The sequence below is a fragment of the Rhodococcus sp. Leaf233 genome (genome assembly GCF_001426165.1).
In the GTDB taxonomy this organism is placed as follows: Bacteria; Actinomycetota; Actinomycetes; order Mycobacteriales; family Mycobacteriaceae; genus Rhodococcoides; species Rhodococcoides fascians.
In genome coordinates this window covers 373,095-385,883 of record NZ_LMRO01000009.1, presented here as the reverse complement: position 1 = coordinate 385,883, position 12,789 = coordinate 373,095, and the positions used below count along the sequence as shown (strand labels likewise).

The following is a 12,789-nucleotide window of genomic DNA, read 5'->3' as shown; positions in this document are numbered from 1 at the left end:
CGCCTGCCCCCGTCGTGTCCGACCCTGTCTTGGCGGGGTTGGTCGAGGCGGTGGAGTCGGCGGTCGCCGAGTTGGCGGTCGGTGGCGTGGTCGAATGCCGACCGGCGTGCGGTGATCCAACGCATGGAAACTGTGTCGCGGTCTGTGACGGCGTACTCGCACACCTGGCTCAACGAACTGATCGCACAACACGGCCTCGACGTCTATCCGGGGTCGGTGCCGTGCGCGGTGGCATGGATGCTGCGAATCACCCCACGAACAGCCGGTGCGCGAGTACGTCTGGCCGCCGAATTGGGTGACCGCACCGCACTGTCCGGCGAACCGCTACCGCCTTTGTTGCCGCACACCGCTGCAGCGGTGCGGGCAGGGTTGCTCGATGCCCAGCACGTGCAGATGATCCGCGAATTCTTCCGGCACCTACCGGCGAGTGTGGATCCGCAGACCCGCGATCGCGCCGAACAGCAGTTGGTGGGTCTCGCCTCGACGAGGCGGCCCGACGACTTCGCGCCACTGGTGGCGCACCTGGACTCGATCCTCGACCCCGACGGCGACTTCGACGAGAACGAAGACGAGGACAAGAACGCGAAGCCGAAGCCACGGAAACGGGATGCATTCTTCTACCTCGGTGAACAGGGTTCCGACGGAATGTCAGAAGGAAAGTTCTGCGTCGACTCCGAGCTACGCGCCTACCTCGAAGCCCTGTTCTCGAAAGCCGCGAAACCCGGTGTGAACAATCCTGCCGACCCGACATCGATCGTCCACGAGGATGAGACCACCGGCGACGAGGACGGCGGCGGGGACGGCGGCGGGGACAGGGACGACGGCGGGGACGGCGGCGGGGACGGGGACGGCGGCGGGAGTGGCAGTGCAGCTACCCCAAAGCCCGGGCCGATGCCCGACGAGGCAGGATCCAGCGATGCTCGATCGCATGACGAATACCTGTGGGATGGGACCGACGACAACGGTGCCAACTTCTACGGTGACGACGACCGCAGTGGCGAAGACCGCAGTGGCGAAGACCGCGGTGAGGGTGAGTACACCGACAGCAGCGACTGTGGTTGCGGCACAACGCCACACAGCACGCCCAACACCAACGACGATGCCGGCTCCGACAGCGCTGCTGAACCCGGCGGCCAAGCCGACGCCGACGCATCGGACACCGCTGCTCGGGACGCTGCCGCCGCGCGAGATCTACGCACCCAGAACGAACGCCGTCACGACGCCCTGAAGATGGCGCTCCGGCACACCCTCGCCTCCGGCACGCTCGGCACCCATCGCGGGCTGCCCGTCACCGCCATCGTCACCATGAGCCTCACAGACCTCGAATCAGGCTGCGGCTACGCCATGACCGCCACCGGATCACGCGTCTCGATCCGCGACGCCATCCGCATGGCCTCGCACGCCCACCACTACCTCACCATCTTCGACGACAACGGCAGAGCCCTCTACCTCGGACGATCCAAACGCATCGCCTCCGCCGACCAACGCATCGTCCTCATCGCCCGCGACCGCGGCTGCAGCTTCCCCTCCTGCACCCGCCCCGCAACCTGGTGCCAAGCCCACCACCTCGACGACTGGGTCGAGGGCGGACCCACCGACATCGACTCCCTCACCTTCGCCTGCGACATGCACCACGCACTCGTCGGCACCGGCCCCGGAAAGTGGGCCACCACCAAAACCACAGCAGGACACCGCTATCCGGGCCGAACCCTGTGGCACCCACCCACCGGAATGGACCCCACACGCCGTGGGCTGATCAACCACGCACACCACCCAGAAGAAGTCCTCTACCCACCCGACCACCACAACGACACCCGCGACACCGGCGACACCGGCGACGAGGAACCACGACAACCCGCATGACGACCCACACCACCACCACGGCACAGCTCTGCCATCACAGAGCCTCGCCTCCCACACAGCCGGCCTTCTACCCAGCCCGGCCCTCCAACACAGCCCCGCCTTCTACCCAGCTCTGTCCGGGAGTGCGCGGCACTGGCTTCCACTTCTCGTAGCGGCTGTGCCGGTAATGCGGCTGGGTTAGGTTGCGCAACATCGGGGCACCCTCACCGCATGGCAAATTACAGAGTTATCGACCCGCACGGAACCGTCGTCGCCACCAAGGACATCACCAGTTCCGAGGACGCGCACGCCTGGTTCAAGGACAGCCGCGCCGACAACGAGGAGCTGGGCTGGCGCCTCGAAGTCGAGCACGACGGCGACTGGGCATTCTTCAGCGACTCGGAAGGCACCAAGGACTAGACCTTGTGCTTTCACACGACAATCGGGCGGTCCCAGTGATTCGCGGGACCGCCCGATCGTTGTGCGGGGGGACGGCAAACGACAGTGGGCAGCCCCTGTGCAGGAGCTGCCCACCTCTTGTCGCGGCGATGTCGCCGCCAGTTCTATTGGTCGGTCGTCGGTCGGGAGGTCGGAATCGTCGACTCGAGGTCGGCAACCTGCAGCAGGCGGGTCACCGATCGGCTTGCCACGATCGACCACGAAGCACCGATGCCAGCCGTGTATTCACGAACTGCATCGAAGACGGAGAGTCCGGCGATGCCGAAGAACTCGACATTGGACAGGTCGAGAGTCAGATGCCGTTTGCTGGACACGCGACTGCAGACGAAATCGGAGAACATCGGCGCGCTGAGCATGTCGATGTCGCCGTGGACGGCGACGACGAGTGAACCGTCGGTGCCGTCGTGCGCGGTGAAGATGGCTCCGGTTGCTGCAACGGACACGGACTTCTCCGCGACGCTCACCGAAGTGGTTCGAACTTTGTTGCCTCGTGATTCAACACTCATGGCAGATCCCATCGATCGGTCGAACTGAAGGGGAAACCGATCTACGCAACGGGAGCAGAATTCTTCGCCTGACCCGGGCGCACACTTCGCTGCGTTTCCCCGTGACCGGCTGTTAGCTCAACCACGGCCAACCCTACGGCACCGGCACGCTCGGAGTCCAGCATTGGCACAATGCGGGCCCCCACCAGCGGTTCGAACATCCCGATGCGAACGCGGGCTACGTGCGGGTGCTGTTTCCCAGGTCGGCGTGATGCTCGCGCATGGCTCCGATGAGCGCTTCGAACACTCGGTGGGCAGCGTCGAGATCCGAATCCGGTAGGTCCTCGAGCGCAGCGCTGGTGCGCGCTCCCAGTGGTCCGAAGAACCCGCGAGCAACCTCCATACCGTGCTCGTCGTAGCGAAGTATGACTTTACGTCGGTCCGACGCGTCGGATTCGCGTCGAATATGACCGGACGCGATCATCCGCTCCACCAGATACGTCATCGCCGCGGACGACAGTCCGAGCATCGTGCCGAGCTCACCCGCGGTGAGGGGCGCACCCTCGACGTCGGCGACCATCACATGCAGCAGAGCGCGAAAGTCGTTGGGCCGCAAGCTGTGCAACGCACCGAATACCTGACCGATCTGTTCCGACACCGATGACAGCGCCCGAAGGTCCGCCGATATCGCGGATTCGAGGTGGTTTCGGTCGGTCATGGCGGTGGTAACTCCTTCGCTGCGGTCATGGTCAGACTACTGCCCACAAGAGATTCAGTTGCTTAATATCTAAGTAAATGAGATTGTTTCTTCGTGGACAGCACCCGTACCGAGACCACCGCAGCCTGGGACCGCATCGCCGCGGCCGTGACGCATCGTCGATCGTGGGCGCTCGCCCTCGCCATTCTGATTCTCTCGATTGCCGTGATCGGGCTCGTCGGTAGCAACGATTCTGCCGGTCAGTCGCCGAACTCCTTGCCGACATCCGCCGAGTCGTACCAGGTGGACGAGCTGCTCTCCCAGTTCCCGGACTCCGACACCGCACCGGTGATCCTCGTTCTGAGCCGCGTCGATGGCGGTGACCTGACCCCGGCCGATATCGAGGCAGCCGCTGCTGCGCAGGCCAGGCTGCTCACCGTCGACCGGTCGGTGACCGACGAACCTGGACCCCCTCCGATCGTCGCACCGGACGGGAAGGCCGCAATCGCGTTCGTTCAGGTGAACTCGGAACTGTCCGGCTTCACCCTGAACGACCTGATCACAAGCCTCCGATCCGCGGCGACGGTCGGCCTACCGTCCGATCTCAACGCCCAGGTCACCGGCGGGCCGGCATTCGGAGCGGACATCGCCAACTCGTTCTCCGGGGCCAATTTCACGTTGCTCGCCGTCACCGCACTCGTGGTGGCAGTGCTCCTCATCGCCACTTATCGATCGCCCATTCTGTGGTTGGTTCCGCTTGCCGTCATCGGTTTCGCCGATCGGTTCGCCTCCACCGTCGGCACGGCCCTCGCCGAGGCGACCGGGCTGTCGTTCGACGGCTCGACCTCGGGGATCACCAGCGTGCTCGTGTTCGGCGCAGGCACCAATTACGCCCTGCTGCTGATCTCTCGTTACCGCGAGGAACTCCGCCGCGAGTCCGATCACCGGCTCGCGTTGCGCCACGCCGTCCGGAACGCGGGACCGGCCATCCTCGCCAGCAATGCCACCGTTGTCCTCGCACTGCTGACTCTGTTGCTGGCCATCCTCCCCAGCACTCGCAGCTTGGGAGCGCTGGCCGCGGCCGGCCTCGTCGTCGCATCGGTGTTCGTGCTGTTCGTACTGCCTCCGTTGTTGGCACTGTGCGGCCCGAAGTTGTTCTGGCCCTTCGTCCCCAAGCCGTCCGATCGCGATACCACCACCGAGGGCGTCTGGCATTCGGTGGCCGCCGGTGTCGCTCGTCGTCCGGTGGCGACCGCCTCCATCACCATCGCCGTATTGCTCGCCTGCTGCGCGGCCTTGGTCGGCACACAGATCGGGCTGTCGCAGACCGAGCAATTCCGGGTGACCGCCGAATCCGTCGAAGGATTCGACACTCTCTCGCAACACTTTCCGGCCGGATCCGCAGACCCGATCACGGTTCTCGCACCCACCTCGGATATCGACGGCGTCGTCGCCACCGTCCGGGACGTCGACGGCGTCGTCTCGGTGGATCGGGTCGCTGATTCCGGTACCGGACTGACCCGGCTGTCGGTGGTCACCGACGCTGCCCCCGCCTCCGACGAATCGTTCACCGTCGTCGAGAACCTTCGGTCCACCCTTGCGGGTGTCGACGACGCACGAGTCGGCGGCAGCGACGCCAAAGCACTCGACACCACCGACGCTGCCGCCCGCGATCGGCTCGTGGTGATCCCGGCGATCCTGGCGGTCGTTCTACTCGTGCTGTTGATACTGCTTCGCGCCGTCGTCGCACCGCTGATTCTCGTCGCCACCACGGTCCTGAGTGCCGTGGCCGCCATCGGTATCGGTAGCTGGGTGAGCCTGCACGTCTTCGGCTTTCCCGCGCTCGACGACAACACTCCCCTGTTCGCGTTCCTGTTTCTCGTCGCCCTCGGTGTCGACTACACCATCTTTCTGGTCACCCGGACCCGGGAGGAGACGGTTCGGCACGGCACCAGATCTGCGATCGTGCGGGCGGTCTCGGCCACCGGCGGCGTCATCACCAGCGCGGGAATCGTTCTGGCAGCAGTGTTCTGCGTCCTCGGCGTCCTCCCGCTGATCACCCTCACCCAGTTGGGAATCATCGTCGGCCTGGGCATTCTGCTCGACACCTTCGTGGTACGCACCGTCGTGATTCCCGCCCTGTTCACCCTCATCGGCCCGGGGATTTGGTGGCCGAGCACGATCGACAACGAGACGACCGCAACCAAGGAGCGAAATTCATGAAGGTACGTACGATGTTGAGCCGCACCGCAATTGCAGGAGCAGTCGCAGCAGGCGCCCTGCTCGGCGCGGCCCCGGCGCAAGCGCAACCGGTCGGCCCTTTGGGGTCGGTCGGTCTCGATCCACTGGCTCCGATCCCGTCACTCGATGTCGAACGGTACCTGGGCACCTGGAACCAGGTTGCCGCGGTGCCGCAGCCGTTCAACCTGATCTGCGCCCGTGACACGCAGGCGAACTACCAGATGATCGACGAATTCAACATTCGCGTCGAGAACACCTGCACCACCTGGACCGGCGGCGAGAACCGCATCGTCGGCAATGCTCGGGTCAACGACACCGTCACCAAAGCCCAACTGCACGTGAGCTTCCCGGGCGTCCCCACGCAGGAGAGCCAGGAGGGGCCGACCAACTACATCGTGGCCTACATCGCAGACGACTACTCATGGGCTTTCGTCGGAAGCCCCAACCGCACGTCCGGATTCGTGCTCAAGCGCACGCCCGACGTCAGCGTCGAGCAGTTCCGCGAGATCCGCAGCGTCGTCGAATCGCTGGGTTACGACTCCAACTTCATCACCACGACGCCCACCCCGGGCGGCGCGACGACGATTCAGCAGCTCTCGACCGTGTAGTGCGGCGGAGCCGCAGTGGCGTGGCTATGTGCCGCAGAGGGCTTATAACCACGCCACTGCCGGAGGCACTCAGCTCGCGGACAGGATCGAGATAGCGAAGATCAGGCTGTCGCCCTGCTCGATTCCGGCTGCCGGATTGCCGGTCGCGTAACCGTCGGCCGACGTCACCGCTACGGCGACGGTCGAGCCGACGGTCTGTCCGGCGATGGCTTTCTGGAAGCCCGCCACCACGCCGGTCAGTGGGAACTCGACCGGTGCGCCGCGCTCGAAACTGCTGTCGAACGTCGATCCGTCGCGTCCGTTGACGCCCAGGTAGCAGACGGACACGTTCGCGTCGTCGGCGACGATCGGGCCGTCCCCGGCCTTCAGCGTTTTCACCTGCGTCTCGGCGACGCTGAACGGGGCTTCGACGTCGACGGCCGGGGCCGCTGTATCCGTCGATCCGGTGACGGCGATGCTGCCGGTGTCGCCTGCCAGTGTCCACTCCGGGGTGGCCGACGGGTCGGGTGTGCCCGTGGGGCAGCTACTCGAAGCCGTCGCATCGGTGGAGGACGTCGCCGAGGACGTCGTCTGCGACGTCCCAGAATCCGAGTCGGAACTGCATGCACCCGTCAACAGGACGAGTGAGGTGGTGGCGGCCAGGAACAGGGTGCGAGTCGAGGTGAGTTTCACGGGGCCCACGCTACAAGTGGCATACGGGGCCCCGTGTATCCCCTTAGATCGCGGAGCGGAACACCTCGGCGACCGGGGTGGACGCGCGGCCGATCAATGCCTGCAGGTCACCGGAATCGGTGTCGAGCTCCCCGCGGGAGATACCGGCATCCGCGCTCGCCAGCATGGTCGCCACGAAATCGGGCAGTCCTGCGCCCTGCAGAATCGAGGCGTACTCCGACTCGGTGACATCCTTGTAGACGACCGGTTTCCCGGAGATTCCGGCGAGAACGTCCGCGAGTTCGGCATAGGTCAGGCGCTCGTCCCCGCCGAGCTCGTAGATCTTCCCGCCCTGGTTCTCGAGAGTCAGCACAGCCGCGGCAGCGGCGGCGTAGTCGGCGCGAGAGGCAGCGGCGATCCTGCCGTTCCCGCCTGCACCCAGCCACACTCCACTGTCGATGGCCTGGCCGAGCGAGCCCAGGTAGTTCTCCCAGTACCAGCCGTTACGCAGAAACACAGCCGGAATCGGCGAGGCCGTCAATCGCTCTTCGGTGGCCTTGTGCTCCGGCGCAAGGCTGATGCCGGAGGTGTCGGCAGCGAGCACGCTCGTGTATGCAACGAGGCTCACCCCGGCCGCCTCGGCGGCGTCGATGACGTTGTTGTGCTGAGCAATTCGCTGGCCGACCTCCGATCCCGAGATCAACAGCACCTTATCGACACCCGCGAACGCAGACGTCAGCGCGTCGGTGTCGCTGTAGTCGGCCACCCGTACCACCACACCGCGCTCGGCGAGTGCGGCCGCCTTGTCGGCGTTGCGTACGACGGCGACGATGTCGGCAGGCGCGACGCCGCGATCGATGAGTGCGGCGACGACGAGCCCGCCGAGATTGCCTGTCGCTCCGGTGATGGCTGTGGTCATGGAAAACGCTCCCAAGGTTGAAGTATCAAGTTCCGTTTCATCATGCACTTACTTTTCGTGCAGTGCAACATCGAAATTTAGCGCTGCCGGTACGGCCTGCGCTAACATGGAGAAATGTCCGAGGCCGTCGAATCTCTCGAAGCATCCGTCTTCGCACGGGAATGCGGGTCACGGCAGACGCTGCAGAACGCGACGAGCAGGTGGGGAGTGCTCGTCCTGGCGGCCCTCACCGAAAGCGACTACCGATTCAATGCCCTGCGCCGACGCGTCGACGGCGTCAGCGAGCGAATGTTGGCACAGACGCTGCAGACCCTCGAACGCGACGGCCTCATCGTGCGTACCGTGCTCGAGACCATCCCGCCCAAGGTCGAATACAGCCTCACCCCGCTCGGACGTGAGGTCGGATCACGGTTGACCGACCTCATCGAACTGATCGAGGGCTCGATGCCTGCCGTGCTCGAAGCACGCGCCGAGCACGACGCCCGCTAGTCAGCTGGGGGCGTCACTACACACCATTCGTTGCCCTCGGGGTCGAGTAGCACCTGGAACGACCCGGCCGCACTGGTGTGCCGGTCCCCCACCGCCGTCGCACCCAGACCTACTGCCTGCTCGACGGCAACGTCGATGCTGGGAACGTCCACGTCGAGATGTAGTCGATTCTTGCCGGACTTACCCTCGGGCACTCGCTGGAACGCCATCCGGGTGAACCCGGGAACATCGACGAAATGCCACGAGTCGTCGCGCACGACGGGCTGACCACCGAGCACACCCGCCCAGAATCGGGCCAGCACAGCCGGTTCCGTGCAGTCGAATACGACCTCGTCGATACGTCCGATCATGGAGCCATCGTAAGCACCGAGGGTGGGGGAACGCTGTTTACCGCGCTGTGATCATACCGAGATGCACTCGTGACCATGCGGATCTCTGAGCGCGTCGCTACGGGGTAACACTCGAGGAAGGTCGTCGGGGCGCACGAGCATGTCGATCCGGCAACCGCAGGAGCGCGGCACGCCCGGTGCCTGCGCCAAATCTTGGAGGCATCGACCATGTTCCATACCAAGAGAATTCTCGGCGGAGCGGCAGCATTCGGATTCGCCTGTACCTTCGCGGCCCTGGTGCCCGGCACGGCCTCGGCCGCACCGGTCGCCTGCACCACGGCACCCGGAGGGGCCGACGTCGCCGCGCTCGTCGGAGGTTCACAGTGCGACAGCTCCGCAGACGGCGCAAGTGCCGCAGCAGGAGTCGGCCTCGAGGGATGGGGCTCGGCGGAGGCGATGAACAACGCGGCGGCACTGGCCCTCGGTCTCAACGGCGGAACTGCCGTCAGCAACGCCGGCTTCGGCGGCGCGCCTGCTGCGATCGCCTTCGGTCCCGGTGCCATCGCGCAGAACACTGCGGCCGGCCTCGGACTGTCGATCGCCGTGGCTGCGCCGGGCTCGACGATAACCCTCACCCCCGAGGGTGCCGTCTGCAACGGTGCCGGCTTCGCCGGAAGCTTCACCACCCTGCAGGGCTGCATCGGCTGATGCCCGTCGTCGTCGGGGTGAAACACGACTTGCGCAGGCCATATCAGTGCCGCCGGGCCCAGGTTGATCTACAGTCTCACTGACTACAGTCTCGGTACGCGAGCCGGTGACGGCCCGCTGAACAAGGAGTTCGACGGCAATGATGTCCTACCTGCTCTACGACGTTCTACTCCCCCAACTCGGCCACGATGTCGCGTCGTATTGGGCACACCTTCTGGTCATCGCCCCGATCTGACATTCGGACCCGGTGCTCACGAAAAATCCCCGCTCGGCCGCATAGGCCGGGCGGGGATGATTCGTATGAGGTGACCGAAGATCAGACAGGCTCGGGCAGCAGCCGCGTCAACACATCCGACAGGGTGACAACGCCGATCGTGCGCGCACTGTCACCCGCCTCGGCCGACGGTTCGACGACCAGCGCCAGATGATGTCGGGTCTCGCGCATCGACTGCAGGGCGACGTAGACCGGTGTCGTCCGATCCAGCGTGTAGGCCGGGCGGGTGATCTCGGCGAGATACTCCGGCTCGGTCAACGTATCCCTCACGTGCACAACACCTTTCACTACGTCGTCGTCACTGACGAGGATGCGCAGATGGCCGCTGATCCGGGACGCCTCCCGCACGTCGTCGATCGACGCCGACGACGGTACCGACGTCGGCGCGCCACTTCCGGCCACCAGGTCACCGACGGTCAGATCCTGCAATTCCAATGCCCCGGATATCTGCGCCTGGTAACTCGCGTCCAGGGCTCCCACGTTGACCGAGTGCTCGACGAGCTGACGCAGGTCGTCTGCGTTCTGCCCGGTGCCGACGGTGTCGGCCGGCTCGACGCCCACCTTGCGTAGGCACCAGTTCGCCATGTTGTTCAGGGCCGTCAGCACCGGACGCGTGAGAAACATGAACGCGCGCATGGGGATTGCGAGCATCGTCGCCGACTTCTCGGGATGTGCGATGGCCCAGGACTTCGGAGCCATCTCGCCGACGACCAAGTGCAGGAACGTGACGATGATCAGGGCCAGGACGAAGCCGAGGACGTCCGCGAACCAGTAGGGCAGGCCGATGCTCTCGAACAGCGGCGTGAGCCAGTAGTGCACCGCCGGCTTGGTGGTCGCGCCGAGCGCGAGGGTGCAGACGGTGATCCCGAGCTGCGATCCGGCGAGTAGCACCGTCAGTTCCGAGGAGCTGCGCAGAGCAGCCCGCGCCGCCCGCGAGTTGGGGGCTGCGTCCTCGAGGCGATGCCGTTTGGCCGCAAGAAGTGCGAACTCCACGGCAACGAAGAAGGCGCTCGCAGCGATCAGACCGATGGTGACGGCCAGAAAGACCCAGAGGTTGCTCATCGGTGCGCTCCTGCAGTATCGGACTCGGCCGAATTCTCGTCGTGCTCGGTTGTCCGCTCGTCGATGGTGAGGGTCAGTAGTGACGGCACGTGACTGTCGATCTCCTGCACCTCGATCGTGACGAATCGAATCGGCGTCTCGTCGTCGTTGGCGAGGTCCGCGTTGTCCGGCGGCAGATCGACTTCGATAAGGGTCCCGATGTCGGGTAGCGAACCATGATGGGCGATGGCGAATCCCGCGATGGTCTCGTAGTCACCGTCGGGGAGGTCGACGCCGATGGCGCGCTCGACCTCGTCGACGTGCACCTCCCCTGCCATCGTCCAGCTGCCGTCGTCGGCGCTGACCGGGCTCGGGTCGAGTACGCCGTCGTCGTGCTCGTCGGTGATCTCGCCGACGAGCTCTTCGGCCAGGTCCTCGATGGTGATCACTCCGGTGAGACCGCCGTATTCGTCGATGACACAGGCCAATTGGTTCCGTGTCGCCCGCAGCTCGCGCATCGCGTCGGGCAGGCTCTGCATCTCGGGAAGGATCAGCGCATCGCGGGTGAGGTCTGCGATGGGGGTCGAATCCGGAGCGGTGGAGGCCAACACGTCGTGCAGATGCACCACACCCACGATTCCGTCGTCCTCGTCGAGCACGGGGTATCGAGAATGTTCTTGGCCCATCAGTGTTTTCACCTCACCGAGGGTGTCGGTGTCGCGGACCGTCGCCGCACGTGAACGCGGGATCATGGCGTGTTCGACGTTGCGCGTGGGGAAGTCGAGAATGCGATCGAGCAGCGTCGACAGCTCGTCGGGCAGATCCCCGGTCTCCCGCGAGTCCGACACGATGTGCTCGAGGTCGCGTGGGCTGGCCGAATGTTCCACATCGTGCACCGGCTCGATCTTGAGTGCTTTGAGCAACAGGTTCGACGACTGGTCGAAAATGGTGATGAGCCAACCGAAGAGCTTGAGGTAGACGGTCGTCGACAACGACAGCCAGCGGGCCACCGGCTCGGGGCGGGCGATGGCGAAGTTCTTCGGAAACAGTTCACCGAAGAGCATCTGTACGAACGTCGCGAACGTGATCGCCAGAACGGCACCGAGGCCGACACCGACTGCTGTCGGAACACCGACGCCGCCCAGTATCGCTCCGAACGACTGCCCGATCAGCGGTTCGGCGACGTAGCCGACCAGCAGGCCGGTGACCGTGATACCCAGCTGTGCACCCGAGAGCATGAACGAGGTCCGCTTGGTGACGGTCAGCGTGCGAGCTGCGACGGCGTCGCCGGCCTCGGCACGCGCCTTGAGCCGGGACCGGTCGACGGTCATGTAAGCGAATTCCTGCGCAACGAAGTAACCGGTTGCGACGGTGATGAGAAAAACGACGAGCAGGCCGAGCAGAAGAGTGAGCAGAACGCTCATTCGCCGGACACCGCCTCGCACGTAGTAGCTGTAGTGCGGGGAGCCGTGTCCGGCCCGGGTTTATCGCTGTCCATGATTCCTCGAGGTCGAGTGGTGGGAGATTTGTCCGATACTACCGGGTCACGGCGCTTTCACGACGAGGACGGGGACCGGGCTGTCCAACAGAACGCGCTGCACCGTGCTGCCCATCAGGAATTTGCCGACCGCCGATCTGCGCTTGGACCCGATGACGAGCATCCCCGCACCGACGTCTGCGACGAGATCGACCAGTGCGCCGGCCGGGTCTCCGCCGTCCGGTTCGACGCGCACGGTCGTCGCAGTTCCGGGGAGAGTCCGCTCCACCTCGGCCTGCGCCGCGCTACGGTCTTCCGCCGATACGGAATCGCGGTCCACCACGGACAATACGATCAGCTCGGTCCGACGCAGCTCTGCCTCCGCGGCACCGCGTCGCAACGCTTCCTGGCCCTCGGGGGTGTTGCTCATCGCTACTGCCACTGCGCTCGCTAATGACACGGTCTCTCCCGTTGCTCGAATCCACCGAAGATCGACCTCGATGTTGTGAACTGGACTAATCAGACAAACTGTATCTAACCTGACGCTGTGACACACCACACGAAAGGTC

Annotated in this window: 14 protein-coding genes; 6 read left to right on the top strand and 8 right to left on the bottom strand. The window is 65.1% G+C overall.

The genetic code is table 11. The annotated features are described in order from the left end of the window. The first annotated feature begins 123 nt into the window (after positions 1 to 123). On the top strand, positions 124 to 1,863 hold the full coding sequence (locus ASH04_RS12555; RefSeq protein ID WP_235579998.1) for an HNH endonuclease signature motif containing protein: 1,740 nt from the start codon (positions 124 to 126) through the stop codon (positions 1,861 to 1,863). A 210-nt stretch (positions 1,864 to 2,073) separates the two neighbouring features. Beyond that, positions 2,074 to 2,262: a hypothetical protein gene (locus ASH04_RS12550; protein WP_027495777.1), complete on the top strand. Its 189-nt coding sequence runs from the start codon at positions 2,074 to 2,076 to the stop codon at positions 2,260 to 2,262. A gap of 143 nt (positions 2,263 to 2,405) precedes the next feature. On the opposite strand, the gene ASH04_RS12545 is transcribed toward ASH04_RS12550, so the two are convergent. Both ASH04_RS12545 and ASH04_RS12540 read right to left on the bottom strand, forming a co-directional pair. Continuing rightward, the gene (locus ASH04_RS12545; RefSeq protein ID WP_051365044.1) at positions 2,406 to 2,807 is read right to left on the bottom strand and encodes an STAS domain-containing protein; all 402 of its coding nucleotides are present in this window, start codon (positions 2,805 to 2,807) and stop codon (positions 2,406 to 2,408) included. Positions 2,808 to 3,024: 217 nt separating this feature from the next. Then, on the bottom strand, positions 3,025 to 3,504 hold the full coding sequence (locus ASH04_RS12540) for a MarR family winged helix-turn-helix transcriptional regulator (protein WP_032371734.1): 480 nt from the start codon (positions 3,502 to 3,504) through the stop codon (positions 3,025 to 3,027). A gap of 147 nt (positions 3,505 to 3,651) precedes the next feature. On the opposite strand from ASH04_RS12540, the gene ASH04_RS12535 reads away from it, so the two are divergent. Beyond that, positions 3,652 to 5,706, top strand: a complete 2,055-nt coding sequence (locus ASH04_RS12535; protein WP_230073745.1) for an MMPL family transporter — start codon at positions 3,652 to 3,654, stop codon at positions 5,704 to 5,706. Continuing rightward, positions 5,703 to 6,332, top strand: coding sequence for a lipocalin family protein (locus tag ASH04_RS12530; RefSeq protein WP_080729391.1), 630 nt, complete (start codon positions 5,703 to 5,705; stop codon positions 6,330 to 6,332). Before ASH04_RS12535 ends, ASH04_RS12530 begins: the two co-directional genes overlap by 4 nt. A gap of 69 nt (positions 6,333 to 6,401) precedes the next feature. Here the strand turns inward: ASH04_RS12530 and ASH04_RS12525 are convergent, their stop codons facing one another. Then, positions 6,402 to 7,013: an FKBP-type peptidyl-prolyl cis-trans isomerase gene (locus tag ASH04_RS12525; protein ID WP_080730137.1), complete on the bottom strand. Its 612-nt coding sequence runs from the start codon at positions 7,011 to 7,013 to the stop codon at positions 6,402 to 6,404. Between the two features lie 34 nt (positions 7,014 to 7,047). Further along, on the bottom strand, positions 7,048 to 7,902 hold the full coding sequence (locus tag ASH04_RS12520; RefSeq protein ID WP_057473645.1) for an SDR family oxidoreductase: 855 nt from the start codon (positions 7,900 to 7,902) through the stop codon (positions 7,048 to 7,050). 114 nt (positions 7,903 to 8,016) lie between these two features. Here ASH04_RS12520 and ASH04_RS12515 point away from each other — a divergent pair, with 114 nt between their 5' ends. After that, complete coding sequence (locus ASH04_RS12515) at positions 8,017 to 8,391, top strand: winged helix-turn-helix transcriptional regulator (RefSeq protein ID WP_027495770.1); 375 nt, start codon at positions 8,017 to 8,019, stop codon at positions 8,389 to 8,391. Here ASH04_RS12515 and ASH04_RS12510 read toward each other — a convergent pair. After that, on the bottom strand, positions 8,388 to 8,741 hold the full coding sequence (locus ASH04_RS12510; protein ID WP_032366786.1) for a VOC family protein: 354 nt from the start codon (positions 8,739 to 8,741) through the stop codon (positions 8,388 to 8,390). The genes ASH04_RS12515 and ASH04_RS12510 overlap by 4 nt on opposite strands. 207 nt (positions 8,742 to 8,948) lie before the next feature. On the opposite strand from ASH04_RS12510, the gene ASH04_RS12505 reads away from it, so the two are divergent. After that, positions 8,949 to 9,428, top strand: a complete 480-nt coding sequence (locus tag ASH04_RS12505; protein WP_032366787.1) for a DUF6764 family protein — start codon at positions 8,949 to 8,951, stop codon at positions 9,426 to 9,428. Positions 9,429 to 9,744: 316 nt separating this feature from the next. Here the strand turns inward: ASH04_RS12505 and ASH04_RS12500 are convergent, their stop codons facing one another. The 3 genes from ASH04_RS12500 to ASH04_RS12490 form a co-directional block, all read right to left on the bottom strand. Continuing rightward, the gene (locus tag ASH04_RS12500) at positions 9,745 to 10,764 is read right to left on the bottom strand and encodes a hemolysin family protein (RefSeq protein ID WP_032374841.1); all 1,020 of its coding nucleotides are present in this window, start codon (positions 10,762 to 10,764) and stop codon (positions 9,745 to 9,747) included. After that, positions 10,761 to 12,167 carry a hemolysin family protein gene (locus ASH04_RS12495; protein ID WP_032399266.1) on the bottom strand — a complete coding sequence of 469 codons (1,407 nt, stop codon included), beginning with the start codon at positions 12,165 to 12,167 and terminating at the stop codon, positions 10,761 to 10,763. The genes ASH04_RS12500 and ASH04_RS12495 overlap by 4 nt, the downstream gene beginning before the upstream one ends. Positions 12,168 to 12,287: 120 nt before the next feature. Beyond that, a complete protein-coding gene (locus ASH04_RS12490) occupies positions 12,288 to 12,680 on the bottom strand; it encodes a universal stress protein (RefSeq protein WP_027495765.1) in 393 nt (130 codons plus the stop codon). Positions 12,681 to 12,789 lie beyond the last annotated feature (109 nt).

Coding starts and splice junctions, on each gene's coding strand:
- ASH04_RS12555 (WP_235579998.1), top strand. CDS start 124: ATGGAAACTGTGTCGCGGTCTGTGACGGCGTACTCGCACACCTGGCTC.
- ASH04_RS12550 (WP_027495777.1), top strand. CDS start 2,074: ATGGCAAATTACAGAGTTATCGACCCGCACGGAACCGTCGTCGCCACC.
- ASH04_RS12545 (WP_051365044.1), bottom strand. CDS start 2,807: ATGAGTGTTGAATCACGAGGCAACAAAGTTCGAACCACTTCGGTGAGC.
- ASH04_RS12540 (WP_032371734.1), bottom strand. CDS start 3,504: ATGACCGACCGAAACCACCTCGAATCCGCGATATCGGCGGACCTTCGG.
- ASH04_RS12530 (WP_080729391.1), top strand. CDS start 5,703: ATGAAGGTACGTACGATGTTGAGCCGCACCGCAATTGCAGGAGCAGTC.
- ASH04_RS12520 (WP_057473645.1), bottom strand. CDS start 7,902: ATGACCACAGCCATCACCGGAGCGACAGGCAATCTCGGCGGGCTCGTC.
- ASH04_RS12515 (WP_027495770.1), top strand. CDS start 8,017: ATGTCCGAGGCCGTCGAATCTCTCGAAGCATCCGTCTTCGCACGGGAA.
- ASH04_RS12510 (WP_032366786.1), bottom strand. CDS start 8,741: ATGATCGGACGTATCGACGAGGTCGTATTCGACTGCACGGAACCGGCT.
- ASH04_RS12505 (WP_032366787.1), top strand. CDS start 8,949: ATGTTCCATACCAAGAGAATTCTCGGCGGAGCGGCAGCATTCGGATTC.
- ASH04_RS12500 (WP_032374841.1), bottom strand. CDS start 10,764: ATGAGCAACCTCTGGGTCTTTCTGGCCGTCACCATCGGTCTGATCGCT.
- ASH04_RS12495 (WP_032399266.1), bottom strand. CDS start 12,167: ATGAGCGTTCTGCTCACTCTTCTGCTCGGCCTGCTCGTCGTTTTTCTC.